Annotated in this window: 16 protein-coding genes; 12 read left to right on the top strand and 4 right to left on the bottom strand. The window is 48.5% G+C overall.

Translation table 11 applies throughout. From position 1 onward, the window contains the following. The 4 genes from QVP67_RS14275 to QVP67_RS14290 form a co-directional block, all read left to right on the top strand. Window positions 1-162 (top strand): S46 family peptidase (locus QVP67_RS14275; RefSeq protein WP_288180266.1); only part of this gene is annotated, 162 nt, incomplete at its 5' end. 103 nt (window positions 163-265) lie between these two features. Beyond that, complete coding sequence (locus QVP67_RS14280; protein WP_022164227.1) at window positions 266-2428, top strand: S46 family peptidase; 2163 nt, start codon at window positions 266-268, stop codon at window positions 2426-2428. A gap of 68 nt (window positions 2429-2496) precedes the next feature. Then, complete coding sequence (gene trxA / locus QVP67_RS14285; RefSeq protein ID WP_022164228.1) at window positions 2497-2796, top strand: thioredoxin; 300 nt, start codon at window positions 2497-2499, stop codon at window positions 2794-2796. A 179-nt stretch (window positions 2797-2975) separates the two neighbouring features. Continuing rightward, window positions 2976-3395, top strand: a complete 420-nt coding sequence (locus QVP67_RS14290) for a thioredoxin family protein (protein ID WP_022164229.1) — start codon at window positions 2976-2978, stop codon at window positions 3393-3395. A 13-nt stretch (window positions 3396-3408) separates the two neighbouring features. On the opposite strand, the gene QVP67_RS14295 is transcribed toward QVP67_RS14290, so the two are convergent. The 4 genes from QVP67_RS14295 to QVP67_RS14310 all read right to left on the bottom strand — a co-directional run bounded on the left by QVP67_RS14295 (window position 3409) and on the right by QVP67_RS14310 (window position 8383). Continuing rightward, a complete protein-coding gene (locus QVP67_RS14295; protein WP_022164230.1) occupies window positions 3409-4308 on the bottom strand; it encodes a histidinol-phosphatase in 900 nt (299 codons plus the stop codon). A 77-nt stretch (window positions 4309-4385) separates the two neighbouring features. Continuing rightward, window positions 4386-6257: a ribosomal protection-like ABC-F family protein gene (gene abc-f, locus QVP67_RS14300; protein ID WP_022164231.1), complete on the bottom strand. Its 1872-nt coding sequence runs from the start codon at window positions 6255-6257 to the stop codon at window positions 4386-4388. Between the two features lie 27 nt (window positions 6258-6284). Further along, complete coding sequence (locus tag QVP67_RS14305) at window positions 6285-7091, bottom strand: DUF3805 domain-containing protein (RefSeq protein ID WP_022164232.1); 807 nt, start codon at window positions 7089-7091, stop codon at window positions 6285-6287. An 80-nt stretch (window positions 7092-7171) separates the two neighbouring features. Continuing rightward, window positions 7172-8383, bottom strand: a complete 1212-nt coding sequence (locus QVP67_RS14310) for a hypothetical protein (RefSeq protein WP_288180264.1) — start codon at window positions 8381-8383, stop codon at window positions 7172-7174. A 142-nt stretch (window positions 8384-8525) separates the two neighbouring features. Between QVP67_RS14310 and QVP67_RS14315 the strand changes: the two genes are divergently transcribed. The 8 genes from QVP67_RS14315 to QVP67_RS14350 form a co-directional block, all read left to right on the top strand. Next, window positions 8526-8852: an ArsR/SmtB family transcription factor gene (locus tag QVP67_RS14315; protein WP_022164234.1), complete on the top strand. Its 327-nt coding sequence runs from the start codon at window positions 8526-8528 to the stop codon at window positions 8850-8852. Window positions 8853-8915: 63 nt separating this feature from the next. Beyond that, window positions 8916-9356 carry a nitrophenyl compound nitroreductase subunit ArsF family protein gene (locus tag QVP67_RS14320; protein ID WP_022164235.1) on the top strand — a complete coding sequence of 147 codons (441 nt, stop codon included), beginning with the start codon at window positions 8916-8918 and terminating at the stop codon, window positions 9354-9356. Window positions 9357-9361: 5 nt separating this feature from the next. Continuing rightward, window positions 9362-10069 carry an aromatic aminobenezylarsenical efflux permease ArsG family transporter gene (locus tag QVP67_RS14325; protein WP_022164236.1) on the top strand — a complete coding sequence of 236 codons (708 nt, stop codon included), beginning with the start codon at window positions 9362-9364 and terminating at the stop codon, window positions 10067-10069. Between the two features lie 37 nt (window positions 10070-10106). Beyond that, window positions 10107-10340 (top strand): thioredoxin family protein, encoded by a 234-nt coding sequence (locus QVP67_RS14330; RefSeq protein ID WP_022164237.1) that lies wholly within the window; start codon window positions 10107-10109, stop codon window positions 10338-10340. Between the two features lie 107 nt (window positions 10341-10447). Further along, complete coding sequence (locus tag QVP67_RS14335; RefSeq protein ID WP_022164238.1) at window positions 10448-11416, top strand: permease; 969 nt, start codon at window positions 10448-10450, stop codon at window positions 11414-11416. 86 nt (window positions 11417-11502) lie between these two features. Beyond that, entirely contained in the window at window positions 11503-11958 is a 456-nt protein-coding gene (locus tag QVP67_RS14340; protein WP_022164239.1) for an arsenate reductase ArsC, read from the top strand. 1075 nt (window positions 11959-13033) lie between these two features. Then, window positions 13034-14362 carry a nucleotide sugar dehydrogenase gene (locus tag QVP67_RS14345; RefSeq protein ID WP_022164241.1) on the top strand — a complete coding sequence of 443 codons (1329 nt, stop codon included), beginning with the start codon at window positions 13034-13036 and terminating at the stop codon, window positions 14360-14362. A 48-nt stretch (window positions 14363-14410) separates the two neighbouring features. Next, window positions 14411-14896 (top strand): GDP-mannose 4,6-dehydratase (locus QVP67_RS14350; RefSeq protein ID WP_288180265.1); only part of this gene is annotated, 486 nt, incomplete at its 3' end.

Below are 14896 nucleotides of genomic sequence, written 5' to 3' on the forward strand. Positions count from 1 at the left end.
GGCTGCGCCTTCGACGGCAACTGGGAATCACTGAGCGGCGACATCAACTTCGACAACAACCTGCAACGTTGCATCGCCCTCGACATCCGCTACGTGCTCTTCATCCTTGAAAAGCTGGGCGGCTGCGGCCACCTCATCAACGAGATGACCATCGTAGACTAATAAAATAAAAGGCACGGATTACACGGACAATCACGGCAATAGAAACAACCGTGAACCTTCCGTGAGATCCGTGCCTGTTTTTTCACCTTAAGCCCCATTCATTATGAAAAGACTGTTATTTGCGGCAGCCCTGTCTGCCCTGACACTCCCCGCACTGGCCGACGAAGGCATGTGGATGCTGACCGACCTGAAGCGGCAGAACGAAGTAGCCATGCAGGAACTGGGCCTACTCATCCCCGCTGACTCCATCTACAACCCCGAAGGCATTGCCTTGAAGGATGCCGTCGTACACTTCGGCGGAGGTTGCACGGGCGAAGTCATTTCGGCCGAAGGCCTTGTGCTGACCAACCATCACTGCGGCTACGGCGCCATCCAGCAGCACAGCAGCGTAGAGCATGACTACCTGACCGACGGCTTCTGGGCCATGAACCGCCAGGAAGAACTGCCCTGCAAAGGCCTTACCATCACCTTTATCGACCGCATACTGGACGTGACGGACTACGTGCAGCAACAGCTGAAGAAAGATCCCGACCCACAGGGAACCAACTATCTTTCGCCCAAATACCTGGCTCAGGTATGCGAACGCTTCCTGAAAGACCAGAACATCACCCTGGGCAAAGGTGGCAAGGCTGAACTGAAGGCCTTCTACGGCGGCAACCGCCACTACCTGTTTCTGAAAACCGTCTACAGCGACATCCGCATGGTGGGCGCACCGCCTTCGAGCATCGGCAAGTTCGGTGCCGACACCGACAACTGGATGTGGCCACGCCACACGGGCGACTTTTCCCTGTTCCGCATTTATGCCGACCGTGACGGACAACCGGCCGCCTACAGTCCCGACAACCAGCCCCTGCATGTCAAGAAACACCTGCGCATCAGCCTGGCTGGCTTCAAGGAAGGCGACTTCGCTTTCGTCATGGGCTTCCCCGGACGCAACTGGCGCTACATGATAGCCGACGAGGTGGAAGAGCGCATGCAGACCACCAACTTCATGCGCCACCACGTACGCGATGCCCGCCAGCGCGTTCTCATGGAACAGATGCTGAAGGACGATGCCGTACGTATCCACTACGCCAGCAAGTATGCCTCCAGTGCCAACTACTGGAAGAATGCCATCGGCATGAACGAAGGACTCGTACGCCTCAAGGTGCTCGACACCAAGCGTGCCCAGCAGGAAGCTTTGCTGGAACGTGGCCGCCAGACAGGCGATACCTCCTATCAGGCTGCTTTCAACCGTATCCAAGCCATCGTGAAGCAACGCCGTCCGGCCCTCTACCATCAGCAGGCCATTCAGGAAGCACTGGTCACTGCACTCGACCTCATGCGCATCCCCAACACCACTTCCCTGACCACGGCTCTGAAGAACAAAGACAAAGCTGCCATTCAGGCAGCCAGCGACAGCCTGAAAAAAGCTGCCGACAAATATTTCGCCTCTATTCCCTACCCCGAGGTTGAGAAACTGGTAGGCAAGGAAATGCTACGTACATATGCCCGCTATATTCCCGAAGACCAACGCATAGGCATTTTTAAAGTCATCGACCGCCGGTTCAAGGGAGATACAGATGCTTTCATCGATGCCTGCTTCAAGTATTCTATCTTCGGCAGCCGCGAGAATTTCGACAAGTTCATCCGTAAGCCCAAACTCTACAAGCTGACGGGCGACTGGATGGTGCTGTTCAAATACTCCATCACCGACGGTCTGTTACAGACAGCCCTTGCCATGATGGACGCCAACCGCGACTACAACAACGCTCACAAGATTTGGGTAAAAGGTATGATGGACATGCGCCAAGCTAACGGACAGCCCATCTATCCTGATGCTAACTCTACCCTGCGCCTGACCTACGGAAAGGTGGCTTCGTACGAACCGGCTGACGGAACGGTATACGACTACTATACCACTCTGGACGGTGTGATGCAAAAAGAAGATCCGACAAATTGGGAATTCGTCGTCCCCGACAAACTGAAGCAACTATGGAAGGCTAAAGACTTCGGCCGCTATGCCCTGCCTGACGGACGCATGCCAGTCTGCTTCATCGTCGATACCGACAACACGGGCGGCAATTCGGGTAGCCCCGTGTTCAATGCCAAAGGCGAACTCATCGGTACCGGTTTCGACCGCAACTATGAGGGTTTGACAGGCGACATCGCCTTCCGTCCTTCGTCGCAGCGTGCAGCCTGTGTAGACATCCGCTATACGCTCTTCATCATCGAGAAATATGCAGGTGCCTCACACCTTATCGACGAACTCGACATTGCTGAATAATTGACTGGAAGAACAAAAACGGCACACTGTTTGTTAGAAGTATCAAGAACTATTTATTCAGAACAATTATGGAAAAATTTGAGAACTTGATCAACAGCACAACAGTGCCCGTACTTGTAGACTTCTACGCAACCTGGTGCGGTCCCTGTAAGATGATGCACCCCATATTGGAAAATGTAAAAAGCCGTGTGGGCGACAAGGCACGCATCGTTAAAATAGATGTAGACGAACAACAGGCATTGGCCATGCAGTACCGCATACAGGCCGTACCCACCCTGATGCTCTTCAAGAACGGACAGCAGGTATGGCGACAGTCCGGAGTGGTACAAAGCAACGAACTGGTCAGCCTGATTGAACAATATGTATGATAGCTGCGAGTGACGAGCTACAAGCTACGAGTGACAAGTGTATGATGAGGGTATAATTCACGATTTATAAGTTTATAGCTCACTACTCGTAGCCCATATCTCATCACTCGTAGCTCGTAACTTGTAGCTCGTAGCTTGTAGCTCGTAGCTCGTAGCTAATAACTAAAACTAATAAAGATATGAAGAAAGTATTGCTAACGCTGGCTCTCGCAGCCACCACACTTCTGGGTTACGCCCAGGAAGTCGTTGTGATGGACAAAGCCATGTTCATCGACAAAGTATTCGACTATCAGAATGAAAAAGAATGGAAATACAAAGGCGACAAACCCGCCATCATTGACCTTTATGCCGACTGGTGCGGTCCATGCCGCAAGGTAGCTCCCATCATGAAAGAACTGGCCAAAGAGTATGCCGGCAAAATCACCATCTATAAAGTAAATGTAGATAAGGAGAAAGAGCTGGCTGCCTTGTTCAATGCTACCAGCATTCCTCTCTTTGTGCTCATTCCGATGAACGAGAAACCTCAACTGTTCAGCGGAGCTGCCGACAAGGCAACATACAAGAAAGCCATCGACGACTTCCTGCTGAAGAAGGAATAAACCTTCAGACCGGCTACCTTAACGGAACTTCTGCCCACTGACCCGCACGCAATTGCATCACAGATGCAAAGCCAGCATTCCGCAAAGCCCGAAAAGCAGCGGACATGCCACTGCTAATACGTTCGGGATAGTGGGCATCACTGTTTACTTGAATACGGATTCCCAACTCACGCAGCAAAGGGAAGTAACGTTCGTCCGGATAGAAAACACCCAGCTCCTCATAAGCTTTCGTATTGACTTCCATCTGATATCCCCGACGGGCAATCTCGGCAAAGTAATCGCATACCAACTGGTCGTACCAAAGTTCATCCATGATGCCGGGACGACAACAAGCTGCATTGTAATGCACCTTGTCGGCATGACCTACAATGTCGAAACCACCCAGTTCCACCATCCGCCACGAGCGTTCGTAATACTGGCGTACCACCTGTTCCACATCACCATGAAAATGTTCGTCAACCATCTGCCGGAACTTTCCAGCGGGTAGATCGGCATCTACCACCTTGCCCGTTTCATCGTATAACAAGTGAACCGACCCGATGCGATAATCCAACGGCAAACGCTGGAAACATTCGGCTGCCGGATTGCTTTCTTCGTTCAGATAATCTATCTCCAACCCGATATACAGCTCAATCTGTCCGGCATACTTCTGTCTCAATCGTTGGAATTCGGCCAGATAATCCTCCATACGATCCCATTCCATCGTCCAAGCTGTAGAGAACGGAAGAGGAGCGTGCGACGAGAAACCGTAAGAAACAAAACCACGGCTTACGGCAAAACGTACAAAGTCTTCCATTCCGGCACGGCCGTCGCAGTAGAGAGAATGGCTGTGGTAGTTAGCCTCACCCCCCTGCTCCCCTCTCCCAAAGAGAGGGGGAAGTGGACGGGTCTGGTTATCAGTTATCGATTGCATATTATATACATACTATTTTTTAATAAAAGGAAACTTCTACTCCCCTCTCCTTGGGAGAGGGGCCGGGGGTGAGGCTTTTATTCTATCTCACTCAACTCCAGCCATCGCATCGTCTTCTCGTCAATCAGCTCCGTCAACTGTGGCAAACGTTTCGACTTATCCGTCAGCTCTTCCACCGACAGCGCTCCGCTGCACAACGCTTCTTCTATGTTTTTCTTTTCGGCTTCCAGAGTGGCTATCTCCTGTTCCAGTTGTTCGAACTCGCGACGTTCCTTGTAAGTCATACGACGCTTATCGTTCAGGCGTACCTTGGCAGTCTTAGCTTCCTGTGGCTTAACGGCTGCCTGCTGCTCTTTGTCATGACGCGCCTTTGCCTCCTTCCATTCCCGATACTGGGTATAGTTACCGGGGAAGTCGCGGATATCACCTCCACCGTTGAATACCAAGAGATGATCTACTACCTTATCCATAAAGTAACGGTCGTGGCTCACGACGATAACACACCCCTTGAAGCTTTGCAGATACTCTTCGAGCACTTGCAAGGTAACGATGTCCAGATCGTTCGTCGGCTCGTCGAGCACCAGGAAGTTCGGATTGCGCATCAGCACCGTACAGAGGTAAAGCCGCCGGCGTTCTCCGCCGCTCAGCTTATAGACGTAACTATGCTGAGTTTCGGGAGTAAAGAGGAAGTGTTGCAGAAACTGCGAAGCGGTAAGCCGCTTGCCGTTGCCCAGTTCGATGACTTCGGCAATGTCGCGGACTACATCGATCACCTTCATCTGTTCATCAAACTGAAGTCCGTCCTGCGAATAGTACCCAAAACGCACCGTCTCACCAATGTCCAGTGTGCCACTGTCTGGTTTCACCAGTCCCATCAGTATCTTGATAAAGGTCGATTTTCCGGTACCGTTGTTACCGACAATACCCATCTTCTCGTAACGGGCAAAGATATAAGAGAAATCATCCAGTATTTTCAGATCATCAAAAGACTTACTCAGGTGGTCGGCCTCGAATATCTTGTTGCCGATGTACGAAGCCTTCACATCGAGTTTGACGTTGGCATCGTAAAAACGCTGCTTTGCCACCTTCTCCAGTTCATAGAAAGCATCTTCGCGATAGCGTGCCTTGTGTCCGCGTGCCTGCGGCATACGGCGCATCCACTCCAGCTCGGTACGATACAGATTGTTGGCACGTTCTATTTCTACTGTCTTGGCATCGATCCGTTCCTGTCGTTTCTCCAGATAATAGCTGTAGTTTCCTTTGTACGAATAGATCGTGCGGTTGTCTATTTCGATAATCTCGGAACATACTCTGTCGAGGAAGTAACGATCGTGGGTGACCATCAGCAGAGTCAAGTTCGTACGCCGCAGATACTCTTCCAGCCACTCGGTCATGTCGAGGTCAAGGTGGTTGGTGGGCTCGTCCAGAATCAGCAGATCGGGTTCGGTAATCAGGGTGTTGGCCAGCGCCACACGCTTCAACTGTCCGCCCGAAAGGTGCTTTACCTGCTGGTCGAAGTCGCGTATCTTCAGCTGAGAAAGTATCTGTTTGGCTTTCTGCTCATAATCCCAAGCTTTCTCCTGATCCATGCGAAGCAAGAGTTCATCCATACCGGGATGACCTTCGGTTACCAAGCATCGTTCGTACTCCTTAATCAGATCCACGGTGCTGTTGCCATGATAAAAGCAGGCTTCGAGCACCGTCAGTTCTTCGGGGTAATGCGGACTTTGCTCCAGATAGCCCACGCGAAGGTCTCGACGAAAGGCTATCTTTCCCTCGTCGTAACCTTCCTTACCCGACAGGATACTCAGTAAAGTGGACTTTCCGCTTCCGTTTTTGGCAATCAGTCCCACACGCTGCCCTTCGGCCAGCCCGAAGGATATATTTTCAAATAAGACCAAATCGCCGAACGACTTGGTAAGGTTTTCTACTTGTAATATTGAAGACATTATTTAAAATGAAGAATGATAAATGAATTAACCATTGTTACAGTAGGCTTCGGCCAGGTTGACTTTCTCGCCCGCTTTCACCTTGCTCCATGCCAGCTTCATGGGATCGACCCACTGCCCGGTGGCAGTGTTGAGCAATACGGGAGCTTCACGGTTGCCGTCAATTAACGTACGCCACTCCATTCCGTCTTCCTCGTTTGCCATAATGACACAAAGAGTAATACCCATAGCCAGCCAATGGTCCTTTTTCTTAGGCCCTATCACACCGCGGTCTACCACCTGCTGCATGTTTTCTACATCGGCTTCCACTCCCTGGAAGTCTTTCTTCAGCAAGTCTTTCACCGTATTCGACACCCATTCGTAAGCTTCGTTGATCTGACAGATTTCTGAAACACGCACAGGTATCAGTTCGGCCGGATATTTCACACCCTGCTTCCGCACTTGCAACGAAGCAATCACCTGTTCGGCCTCGGCCACAGGCTGACCCTTGCGAACAGTAAACGAACATTCAAATGCAACATCGTCGATACCCGTTATCCAGATGTGCGAAATGTAATGTTCGCCATCCTCTTCGAACATTTCACGGCTGTAGGCACAGTCCAAGGCTCCTACCCTGGCCCGGCGTGCGGCAGGATTTTCTTTCAGTTCCAGGCTGACGCACTCACGTCCGTACCCTTCCTGACCCCGATAAGCCGAAATGCGGAAGTTTCCAGTCCATTCTTCGGGATTATAAAAGAGGAACGAACCTTCACCGTCCTCGAATTCGTTCCATGTTGCCGGATATTGCATGGAGAACCAGGCTCCCGGCGAAATATACTTTTTCTGTTGTTCCATAATGTGATTCCATTCAGAGTTGGTTGGGCAAAGGTAACATTCCCGCAGCTCATTTGCAAGCGAAGCCCGCAAAAAGCAGCCTATCTGCCAATGGGCTGAATCTTACGCCGGACGTCCTTCGATATTTCCAAAAACATGTAATTTAGCTTGTCCGAATGGATACCTTCCTCATGTTGTTTATACTTACGGTTGGCATACTCTTTCGACTTGTCGAAGGTGATGCGCGACATCTGGTTCTGCGTCTTGCCCACCATAGTCGAGTCGAGCCGCTCGTCGGGGAAGAAATCGTCCAAATCGACATCGCCAATCATCGTAGTTTCCAGAAAATCCATATTCTTATGCCCGTTGTCGGTATAGTAACCCACAAACATGTGGCCGGGTATACGCACCAGAATGGGCTCGATGTTGATAGCACGTAGCAGCGAGGCAAACAGTACACTACCGTCCACACAGTTGATTTGGGAAGAATTGAGGGCATCATCGAATGTACGTACCCGCTGTGAAAAGACAACATTACTCGACAGGCTTGTGTTCGATACCGAGCTATAACGGAAATTCCGCTTCTGCAACACATTCCACAAAGCGTATACTTGCTTGTCCACCGACCCGGCCGTACCACCTTGATAACCCAGGAAGCGATTGACGATGCGTGTGTTCAGCGCCTCACGCAGCAGTTGGTCTATCATGGGGTTTTCTTCGTTGACGTAAGCAGCAAAGAAAACGCCAGTATCGTGAAACTTAGTACCGTCGGTCACATAGCCCAGCAGGCATTCGTTGATGCTGCGCACCGAAAAAGTACGTACCCGCTGCCCCATCTCCTTACCGTTGAGTTCGACCGTTACTGCCACGCTGATAGGTTCGGCCTGCTTGTTGTTCTTCAACGCTTCGTAATTCCAGATAATATCGGGATAAATGGTATACTCCGTATGTGGCTTGGCCAATACGAACTCCGACACCGAGAGCGAGAAGAAAGGTGTTTCGGCCACTTCGATACGCACACGGCTATATGCCTTGCCCGAACGGACTCGTATGCTGATACACGACTTCGGATTGCCTACATACAAAGAATCGGAAGGCACAATGACCTGTGCATCGGTCGTAGCTACAGACAATATACTCGAAGGAAAAATATTTCCTCCCAATTCATCGGTTATCTCAAATCCCGAACGGAAAGTAGAAGTGTTCAGCCACACCGAGCCACCCACCACAAGAACCAGTAAGCCCACTATCAACGGCAACCGCCAACGGTGTTGCTGTCCTTTATTCCAATCTACAATAGGAAACGATTTCATCTCTTTTACATCATTGGTACCTGACAAAATTAGCACTTTCCATGCATAATTATCTTCTTTAAAAGAAGAAAAATGAAAATTCTTTTGGCAAGAAATATATTATTCGTATTTTTGCGAACAACAAACAAGAAAAAAGACAGCAATGACTCAAAAGAAATATTCAGAAGAACAGGAAAAGATAGCCCGCTTTGCCAAAGCCATGGGGCATCCCGCACGCATAGCTATACTTCAGTTTCTGGCAGCTCAGGAATGTTGCTTTTTCGGCGACATCCACGAAGAACTGCCTATAGCCAAAGCTACGGTATCGCAACACCTGAAGGAGCTGAAGGAAGCCGAACTGATCCAAGGAGAAATTGAGGCACCTAAAGTAAGATACTGCATCAATAAAGAAAACTGGGAAATAGCCAGAAGAATGTTTGCCGACTTCTTCGGACAGCCGGTATGCAAAAAAGAGAGCTGCTGCGGTTAAGCTCTTTTTTTGCAATAGATGTTCGTTGTTTTGCGAATTACTAACATTTAATATATAATAAACATGAAAAAAATTCTGTTTCTGGTTGCCGCCTGTTTCGCATTTGCCTCATGCCAGACGAATGTAAAGAACGAAGCAACCGCACAAGCTCAAAAAGAAGTCGCTGTCAGCGACCACGTGGAAGTACTGTATTTCCATGGGAAACAGCGCTGTGCTACCTGCATGGCCATTGAAAACAATACCAAGGCTGCAATAGAAGAAAACTTTGCCTCGCAGATAAAGAATGGCGATGTAGTATTCAGAGTGATAGACATCAGTCAAAAGGAGAACGAGGAAATTGCTGAAAAGTACGAAGTAACATGGTCGTCGCTGTTTGTTGTCAAATACAAAAACGGGCACGAAACCAGTGAGAATATGACCGAATTTGCATTCGGCAACGCCCGCAAGTCGCCGGATGTATTCAAGGCCGGAGTAGTAAAATCGGTAACAGACATGCTGAACTAAAGCTTATGGATTGGCTACAAACACTGCTCGATAACAGCTCCACACCTGTATTGACGGCATTCCTGCTCGGACTGCTGACAGCACTTTCGCCTTGTCCGCTAGCAACCAACATCGCCGCCATCGGATTCATCGGAAAAGACATGGAGAACAGGAAACGGATCTTCTGCAACGGCTTGCTCTATACACTGGGACGCATCCTGTCATACACTTTGCTTGGCATTGTGCTGATTATGATTCTGAAAGAAGGTTCAAGCATGTTCGGCATCCAGAAGACTATCGGCACATGGGGCGAACTGGCCATAGGGCCGCTACTGCTTATCATCGGCCTGTTCATGCTTTGGGGAGACAAACTCAACTTGCCTAAGTTTGGCTTCAACGGTCAGGCAGAAAGACTTGCCCGAAAAGGCGGATGGGGTGCACTGCTGATAGGTATCCTCTTTGCACTGGCGTTCTGCCCCACAAGCGGCGTATTCTATTTCGGCATGCTGATACCCATGTCGGCCACAGCTACAGCAGGCTACCTGCTGCCCGCCGTATTTGCCATCGCTACCGCCATACCGGTACTTGCCGTAGCTTGGATACTGGCATTCAGCGTACAGCAGATGGGACGTTTTTACGGTCAAATGAAAGTGGTACAGAAATGGATGAACCTCATTGTCGGATGGATATTCATTGTAATAGGCTTATATTATTGCTGGACAATGTACCTATAAAATACTATTAATACTAACAAACAAAAATTTTAGGAATATGGAAATTAAAGTATTAGGACCGGGTTGCTGCAAATGCAAGACAACCTACAATGTAATCGAAAAAGTAATCAAAGAAAACAATCTGGACGTAAAACTGACCAAAGTGGATGACATCATGGAAATGATGAACTACAACATCATGACTACTCCCGCCGTTGTTGTCGACGAGGTGGTAAAAATGAAAGGACAGGTTCCGACCGAGAGTGACGTAAAAAAACTTTTGGGCATCTGACAACCCGGATTATCTAACTGCGAACGGCAGAAACAACCGTTATTGAATCTGCCGTTCTTTTTATATAAACATTGTTCGTATTTATACGAATTAAAAAACAGTAAAACATGATACAAGATTTTGCAGACTGGCTTGTTTACGGGCTGTTCGGACTGAGTGCCGATACACCGTTAGGAGTGGCCGTAAACTTCTTCTTTTATGATACAATCAAGATTCTCATCCTGTTATTCTTTATCAGCGTGCTGATGGGAATCATCAATGCTTATTTCCCGATCGAACGTTTGAGAAACTACCTGATGACGCACAAGATGTATGGCTTGCAATACTTGCTGGCATCCGTATTCGGTGCCATTACTCCATTCTGCTCCTGCTCTTCCATCCCGCTGTTCATCGGTTTCGTCAAAGGCGGCATTCCTTTGGGAGTGACTTTTGCCTTTCTCATCACCTCGCCGCTGGTCAACGAAGTAGCCGTTGCGATGTTCCTTGGTTCTTTCGGAGTGAAGGTGACACTGATCTACGTCATCAGCGGCATCCTGCTGGGCGTTATAGGTGGAGTCGTGCTGGGACGGATGAGACTGGCACCTTACCTGACCGACTGGGTAAAACAGATACAAGCACAAGCTTCGGCCCAGGCTGGCGAATGGGAAAAAGACCATACTACTTTCCTCAAGCGACTTCCGACCATCATCCGTGACGCTTGGAAGATTGTCAGCGGCGTACTTGTCTACATCCTGATAGGTATCGGTATCGGTGCCTTTATGCACGGCTTTGTTCCCGAAGGCTTCTTCGCACAGCACATGTCGAAAGATAATTGGTATGCGGTTCCCCTGTCCGTCATTCTGGCCGTACCAATGTATGCCAATGCCGCAGGCATTGTGCCCATCATTGAGGTATTTGTGGCCAAAGGTATCCCCATGGGTACGGCCATCGCTTTCATGATGGCTGTTGTAGGCCTTTCGCTACCGGAAGCCACACTGCTCAAAAAGGTGATGACCTGGCGACTGATTGGCATATTCTTCGGCACAGTGACCTTTTTCATCATCCTGTCGGGCTATCTGTTCAACTATATATTGTAAACATCTCCCACAAAAACATTCAAAACAGTATTTATCATTAAGTCAATAATCCGACTACTATTATAAATGTAATTAGCAATAAAAAAATGAAAGTATTGATTCTTTGTACAGGAAACAGTTGCCGCAGTCAAATGGCACACGGCTTTTTACAGTCATTCGACCACACGATAGAAGTATATTCAGGCGGAACAGAACCTGCTGCACAAGTAAATGCCAAGGCTGTGGAAATGATGAAAGAGGTTAGAATAGATATCAGTTCGCATGTACCCACGCACGTAAACACTTATCTCGATCAGGAATGGGATTACGTGATAACCGTATGCGGAGGAGCAAACGAAAATTGCCCTACATTCAGCGGTAAAGTAGGAAAACGTCTTCATATCGGCTTTGATGATCCGTCGCATGCTACAGGTACACCAGAATTCATCGATTCGGAATTCCGCCGTGTACGCGACGAAATCAGAAAATCCTTTGCCCGCTTTTACATCACTGAAATCAGAAAAGAAGCATTGCCCCAATGCTCTTGTGGAGGCAATTGCTAACATTACGAGCATAAATAATCCACGTTCCACACTTGTACGGCTCGTGAGCGACACTTGCACGGCTCGCGAGCCATGCAAGCAATACTCGTGGGAGTTGCTGGCAAAACCCGTGGCAATTGCAAGTAAAACCCGAGGCATTTGCAGACAAAACTCGTGGACTTTTCAGGCAAAACCCGTGCGGCTAAAGTAAGTAGTTAAGAAAGGAAAGTGAATGATTAAAAATGAAAAACCGGGTGAAGGATGGATACGCGAACGAAGCGGATGGAGCAGACTAACACGGATAAAAATAAGAAAGGGGGAAATCGGGTTCACGCTTTCAAAACGCCATTTTTCATTGATATACAGCAGGATATGGTGAAAGATAAAGTTTCACCGACATTTGATGAAACATAAATCGGGATGGCTGTACAACCCGTTATTTTTTTCCCAGTTAGGAAAAAATTTTTTCCTAACTGGACAGATATTTTTTCCTAACTAGGAAAAAAAATTGCAATAGTAGCATTAGCTTTCACACCCCTTTCTGAAAATTCGCTCTGCCTGTATCATCCGCTTTAACCGGCTCAACAACTGTTTTATCTTTCACCACAATCTATTCATATTCAAACGCTTATGGTGAAAGGTCACCACAATAGGTACCCACTTGATGTCTGCTGCTGAAATCTATGCCACAGTAAAACACAAAAATGCTGCAGTGCTGAAGGATTGTTCGTGTACGTCGTCTGCCGGCCTGTTAGCGCAGCTGAGCGCAGGATGTATACGAAGTATGGGCATGGGGATTTTGTGGAGCAGAACGGAAGTAGAATCATAAAACCGACCGGCTTTCATTTGTGAAATAAATGTAAATAAGCCCCATCAGCTTTCTTTAACCTCATACGTTTATCTATCTTTGCAGAAAAAATCTGTAAGGACTTTTTGTCACATCCTTTATATAAAATCAAACCTGTTTCCGATTGGAACAAATCATAGGTTATCAGTTGAAAGCTGTATTCTACAACTGAATAAATAAAAGGAGTACAAAAACAGTAAACGGACTCAGAAAAAAACAAAAACGATTTCAAGGAAGGAGAGCAACGTTATGAAAGATTACAGAATTGCTGTAGCCGGAACCGGCTACGTAGGACTTTCGATAGCAACCCTACTGTCGCAACACCATCAGGTAACAGCTGTAGACGTAATACCTGAAAAAGTGGAAAAAATAAACCAACATATCAGCCCCATACAAGACGAGTACATCGAAAAGTATCTGGCCGAGAAGCAACTGAATCTGAGCGCCACCCTCGACGGACGGAAAGCCTACAGCGAAGCCGACTTCATCGTGATAGCCGCACCGACCAATTATGACCCGATGAAGAACTACTTCGACACAAGCCATGTGGAAGAAGTAATCGATCTGGTACTCGAAGTGAATCCTGACGCCGTCATGGTGATTAAAAGTACCATCCCCGTGGGCTATTGCCGAAGCCTGTACGTAAAGTATGCCGAGCGCTTCCAATCGTCGCCCGCCCTGCAAGGCAAGCGGTTGAATCTGCTGTTCTCGCCTGAGTTTCTACGCGAAAGCAAGGCACTGTACGACAACCTCTACCCCAGCCGCATCATTGTAGGATATCCCAAGATGATAGAAGGACGAGAGGAAGAAAACGAAGCCATCCGAGCCATCGCCGGAGAGCGGCTGGAAGAAAAGGCTCACGAATTTGCCACACTGCTGCAGGAAGGAGCCTTGAAAGAAGACGTTCCTACCCTGTTCATGGGACTGAAAGAAGCAGAAGCCGTGAAACTGTTTGCCAATACTTACCTGGCACTGAGGGTAAGCTACTTCAACGAACTCGACACTTATGCCGAAGTGAAAGGACTCGACACGAAAGCCATCATCGACGGCATCTGTCTGGATCCGCGTATCGGAACACACTACAACAACCCTTCCTTCGGATACGGCGGCTACTGCCTGCCCAAAGACACGAAACAGCTGTTGGCAAACTATCAGGATGTGCCCGAAAACCTGATCCATGCCATTGTGGAGAGCAACCGCACCCGAAAGGACTTCATCGCCGACCAGGTGCTTCACAAGGCAGGATATTACGACTATTACAATCGTGGTGCATTCGATCCGTCGAACGAAAAGAAGTGCGTCATCGGAGTATACCGGCTGACGATGAAGTCGAACAGCGACAACTTCCGCCAAAGTTCCATTCAGGGCGTCATGAAACGCATCAAGGCCAAAGGAGCCAGCGTCATCATCTACGAGCCCACACTGGAAGATGGCAGTACCTTCTTCGGATCGGTAGTCGTAAACAATCTGGAGAACTTCAAACAACAGTCCGACGCCATCATTGCCAACCGCTACGACAGCTGTCTGGACGATGTAAAAGAGAAAGTCTATACCCGGGATATTTTCCGAAGAGACTGAGAAAAACAAAGTCATCAACTTTAATAAAGTGCAACCATAACAAAGACAATGGAAAAGAGAAATGTAGCTTTAATTACCGGTATCACCGGACAAGACGGGTCGTTTCTGGCCGAATTGCTGCTAAGCAAAGGATATGATGTACACGGCACCATCAGACGGTCGTCGGTAGACTATCGCGAACGCATCGCGCATCTGGAAGGAAAACCCAATTTCCACCTACATTATGCCGACCTGAGCGACTCGATGAGCATCCTGCAAGTCGTAGGAAAAGTGAGACCGACCGAAATATACAACCTCGCTGCACAAAGTCATGTGCAGGTAAGTTTCGACTCTCCGGAGTTTACAGCCAACGTAGATGCTACAGGTGTACTGCGTGTATTGGAGGCTGTGCGCCTGGCGGGTCTGACTGATACTTGCCGCATTTATCAGGCATCGACTTCGGAACTGTACGGCAAAGTGGAAGAGGTGCCACAAAATGAGAATACACCTTTCCATCCTTACTCTCCTTATGCTGTTGCCAAACTGTACGGTTAC

This window comes from Bacteroides sp. CAG:633 (assembly GCF_000435115.1).
In the GTDB taxonomy this organism is placed as follows: Bacteria; Bacteroidota; Bacteroidia; order Bacteroidales; family Bacteroidaceae; genus Bacteroides; species Bacteroides ndongoniae.

Excerpts from the sequence above, each read along its gene's own strand:
- QVP67_RS14280 (WP_022164227.1), top strand. The coding sequence starts at position 266 with ATGAAAAGACTGTTATTTGCGGCAGCCCTGTCTGCCCTGACACTCCCC.
- trxA (WP_022164228.1), top strand. The coding sequence starts at position 2,497 with ATGGAAAAATTTGAGAACTTGATCAACAGCACAACAGTGCCCGTACTT.
- QVP67_RS14290 (WP_022164229.1), top strand. The coding sequence starts at position 2,976 with ATGAAGAAAGTATTGCTAACGCTGGCTCTCGCAGCCACCACACTTCTG.
- QVP67_RS14295 (WP_022164230.1), bottom strand. The coding sequence starts at position 4,308 with ATGCAATCGATAACTGATAACCAGACCCGTCCACTTCCCCCTCTCTTT.
- abc-f (WP_022164231.1), bottom strand. The coding sequence starts at position 6,257 with ATGTCTTCAATATTACAAGTAGAAAACCTTACCAAGTCGTTCGGCGAT.
- QVP67_RS14305 (WP_022164232.1), bottom strand. The coding sequence starts at position 7,091 with ATGGAACAACAGAAAAAGTATATTTCGCCGGGAGCCTGGTTCTCCATG.
- QVP67_RS14310 (WP_288180264.1), bottom strand. The coding sequence starts at position 8,383 with ATGAAATCGTTTCCTATTGTAGATTGGAATAAAGGACAGCAACACCGT.
- QVP67_RS14315 (WP_022164234.1), top strand. The coding sequence starts at position 8,526 with ATGACTCAAAAGAAATATTCAGAAGAACAGGAAAAGATAGCCCGCTTT.
- QVP67_RS14320 (WP_022164235.1), top strand. The coding sequence starts at position 8,916 with ATGAAAAAAATTCTGTTTCTGGTTGCCGCCTGTTTCGCATTTGCCTCA.
- QVP67_RS14325 (WP_022164236.1), top strand. The coding sequence starts at position 9,362 with ATGGATTGGCTACAAACACTGCTCGATAACAGCTCCACACCTGTATTG.
- QVP67_RS14330 (WP_022164237.1), top strand. The coding sequence starts at position 10,107 with ATGGAAATTAAAGTATTAGGACCGGGTTGCTGCAAATGCAAGACAACC.
- QVP67_RS14335 (WP_022164238.1), top strand. The coding sequence starts at position 10,448 with ATGATACAAGATTTTGCAGACTGGCTTGTTTACGGGCTGTTCGGACTG.
- QVP67_RS14340 (WP_022164239.1), top strand. The coding sequence starts at position 11,503 with ATGAAAGTATTGATTCTTTGTACAGGAAACAGTTGCCGCAGTCAAATG.
- QVP67_RS14345 (WP_022164241.1), top strand. The coding sequence starts at position 13,034 with ATGAAAGATTACAGAATTGCTGTAGCCGGAACCGGCTACGTAGGACTT.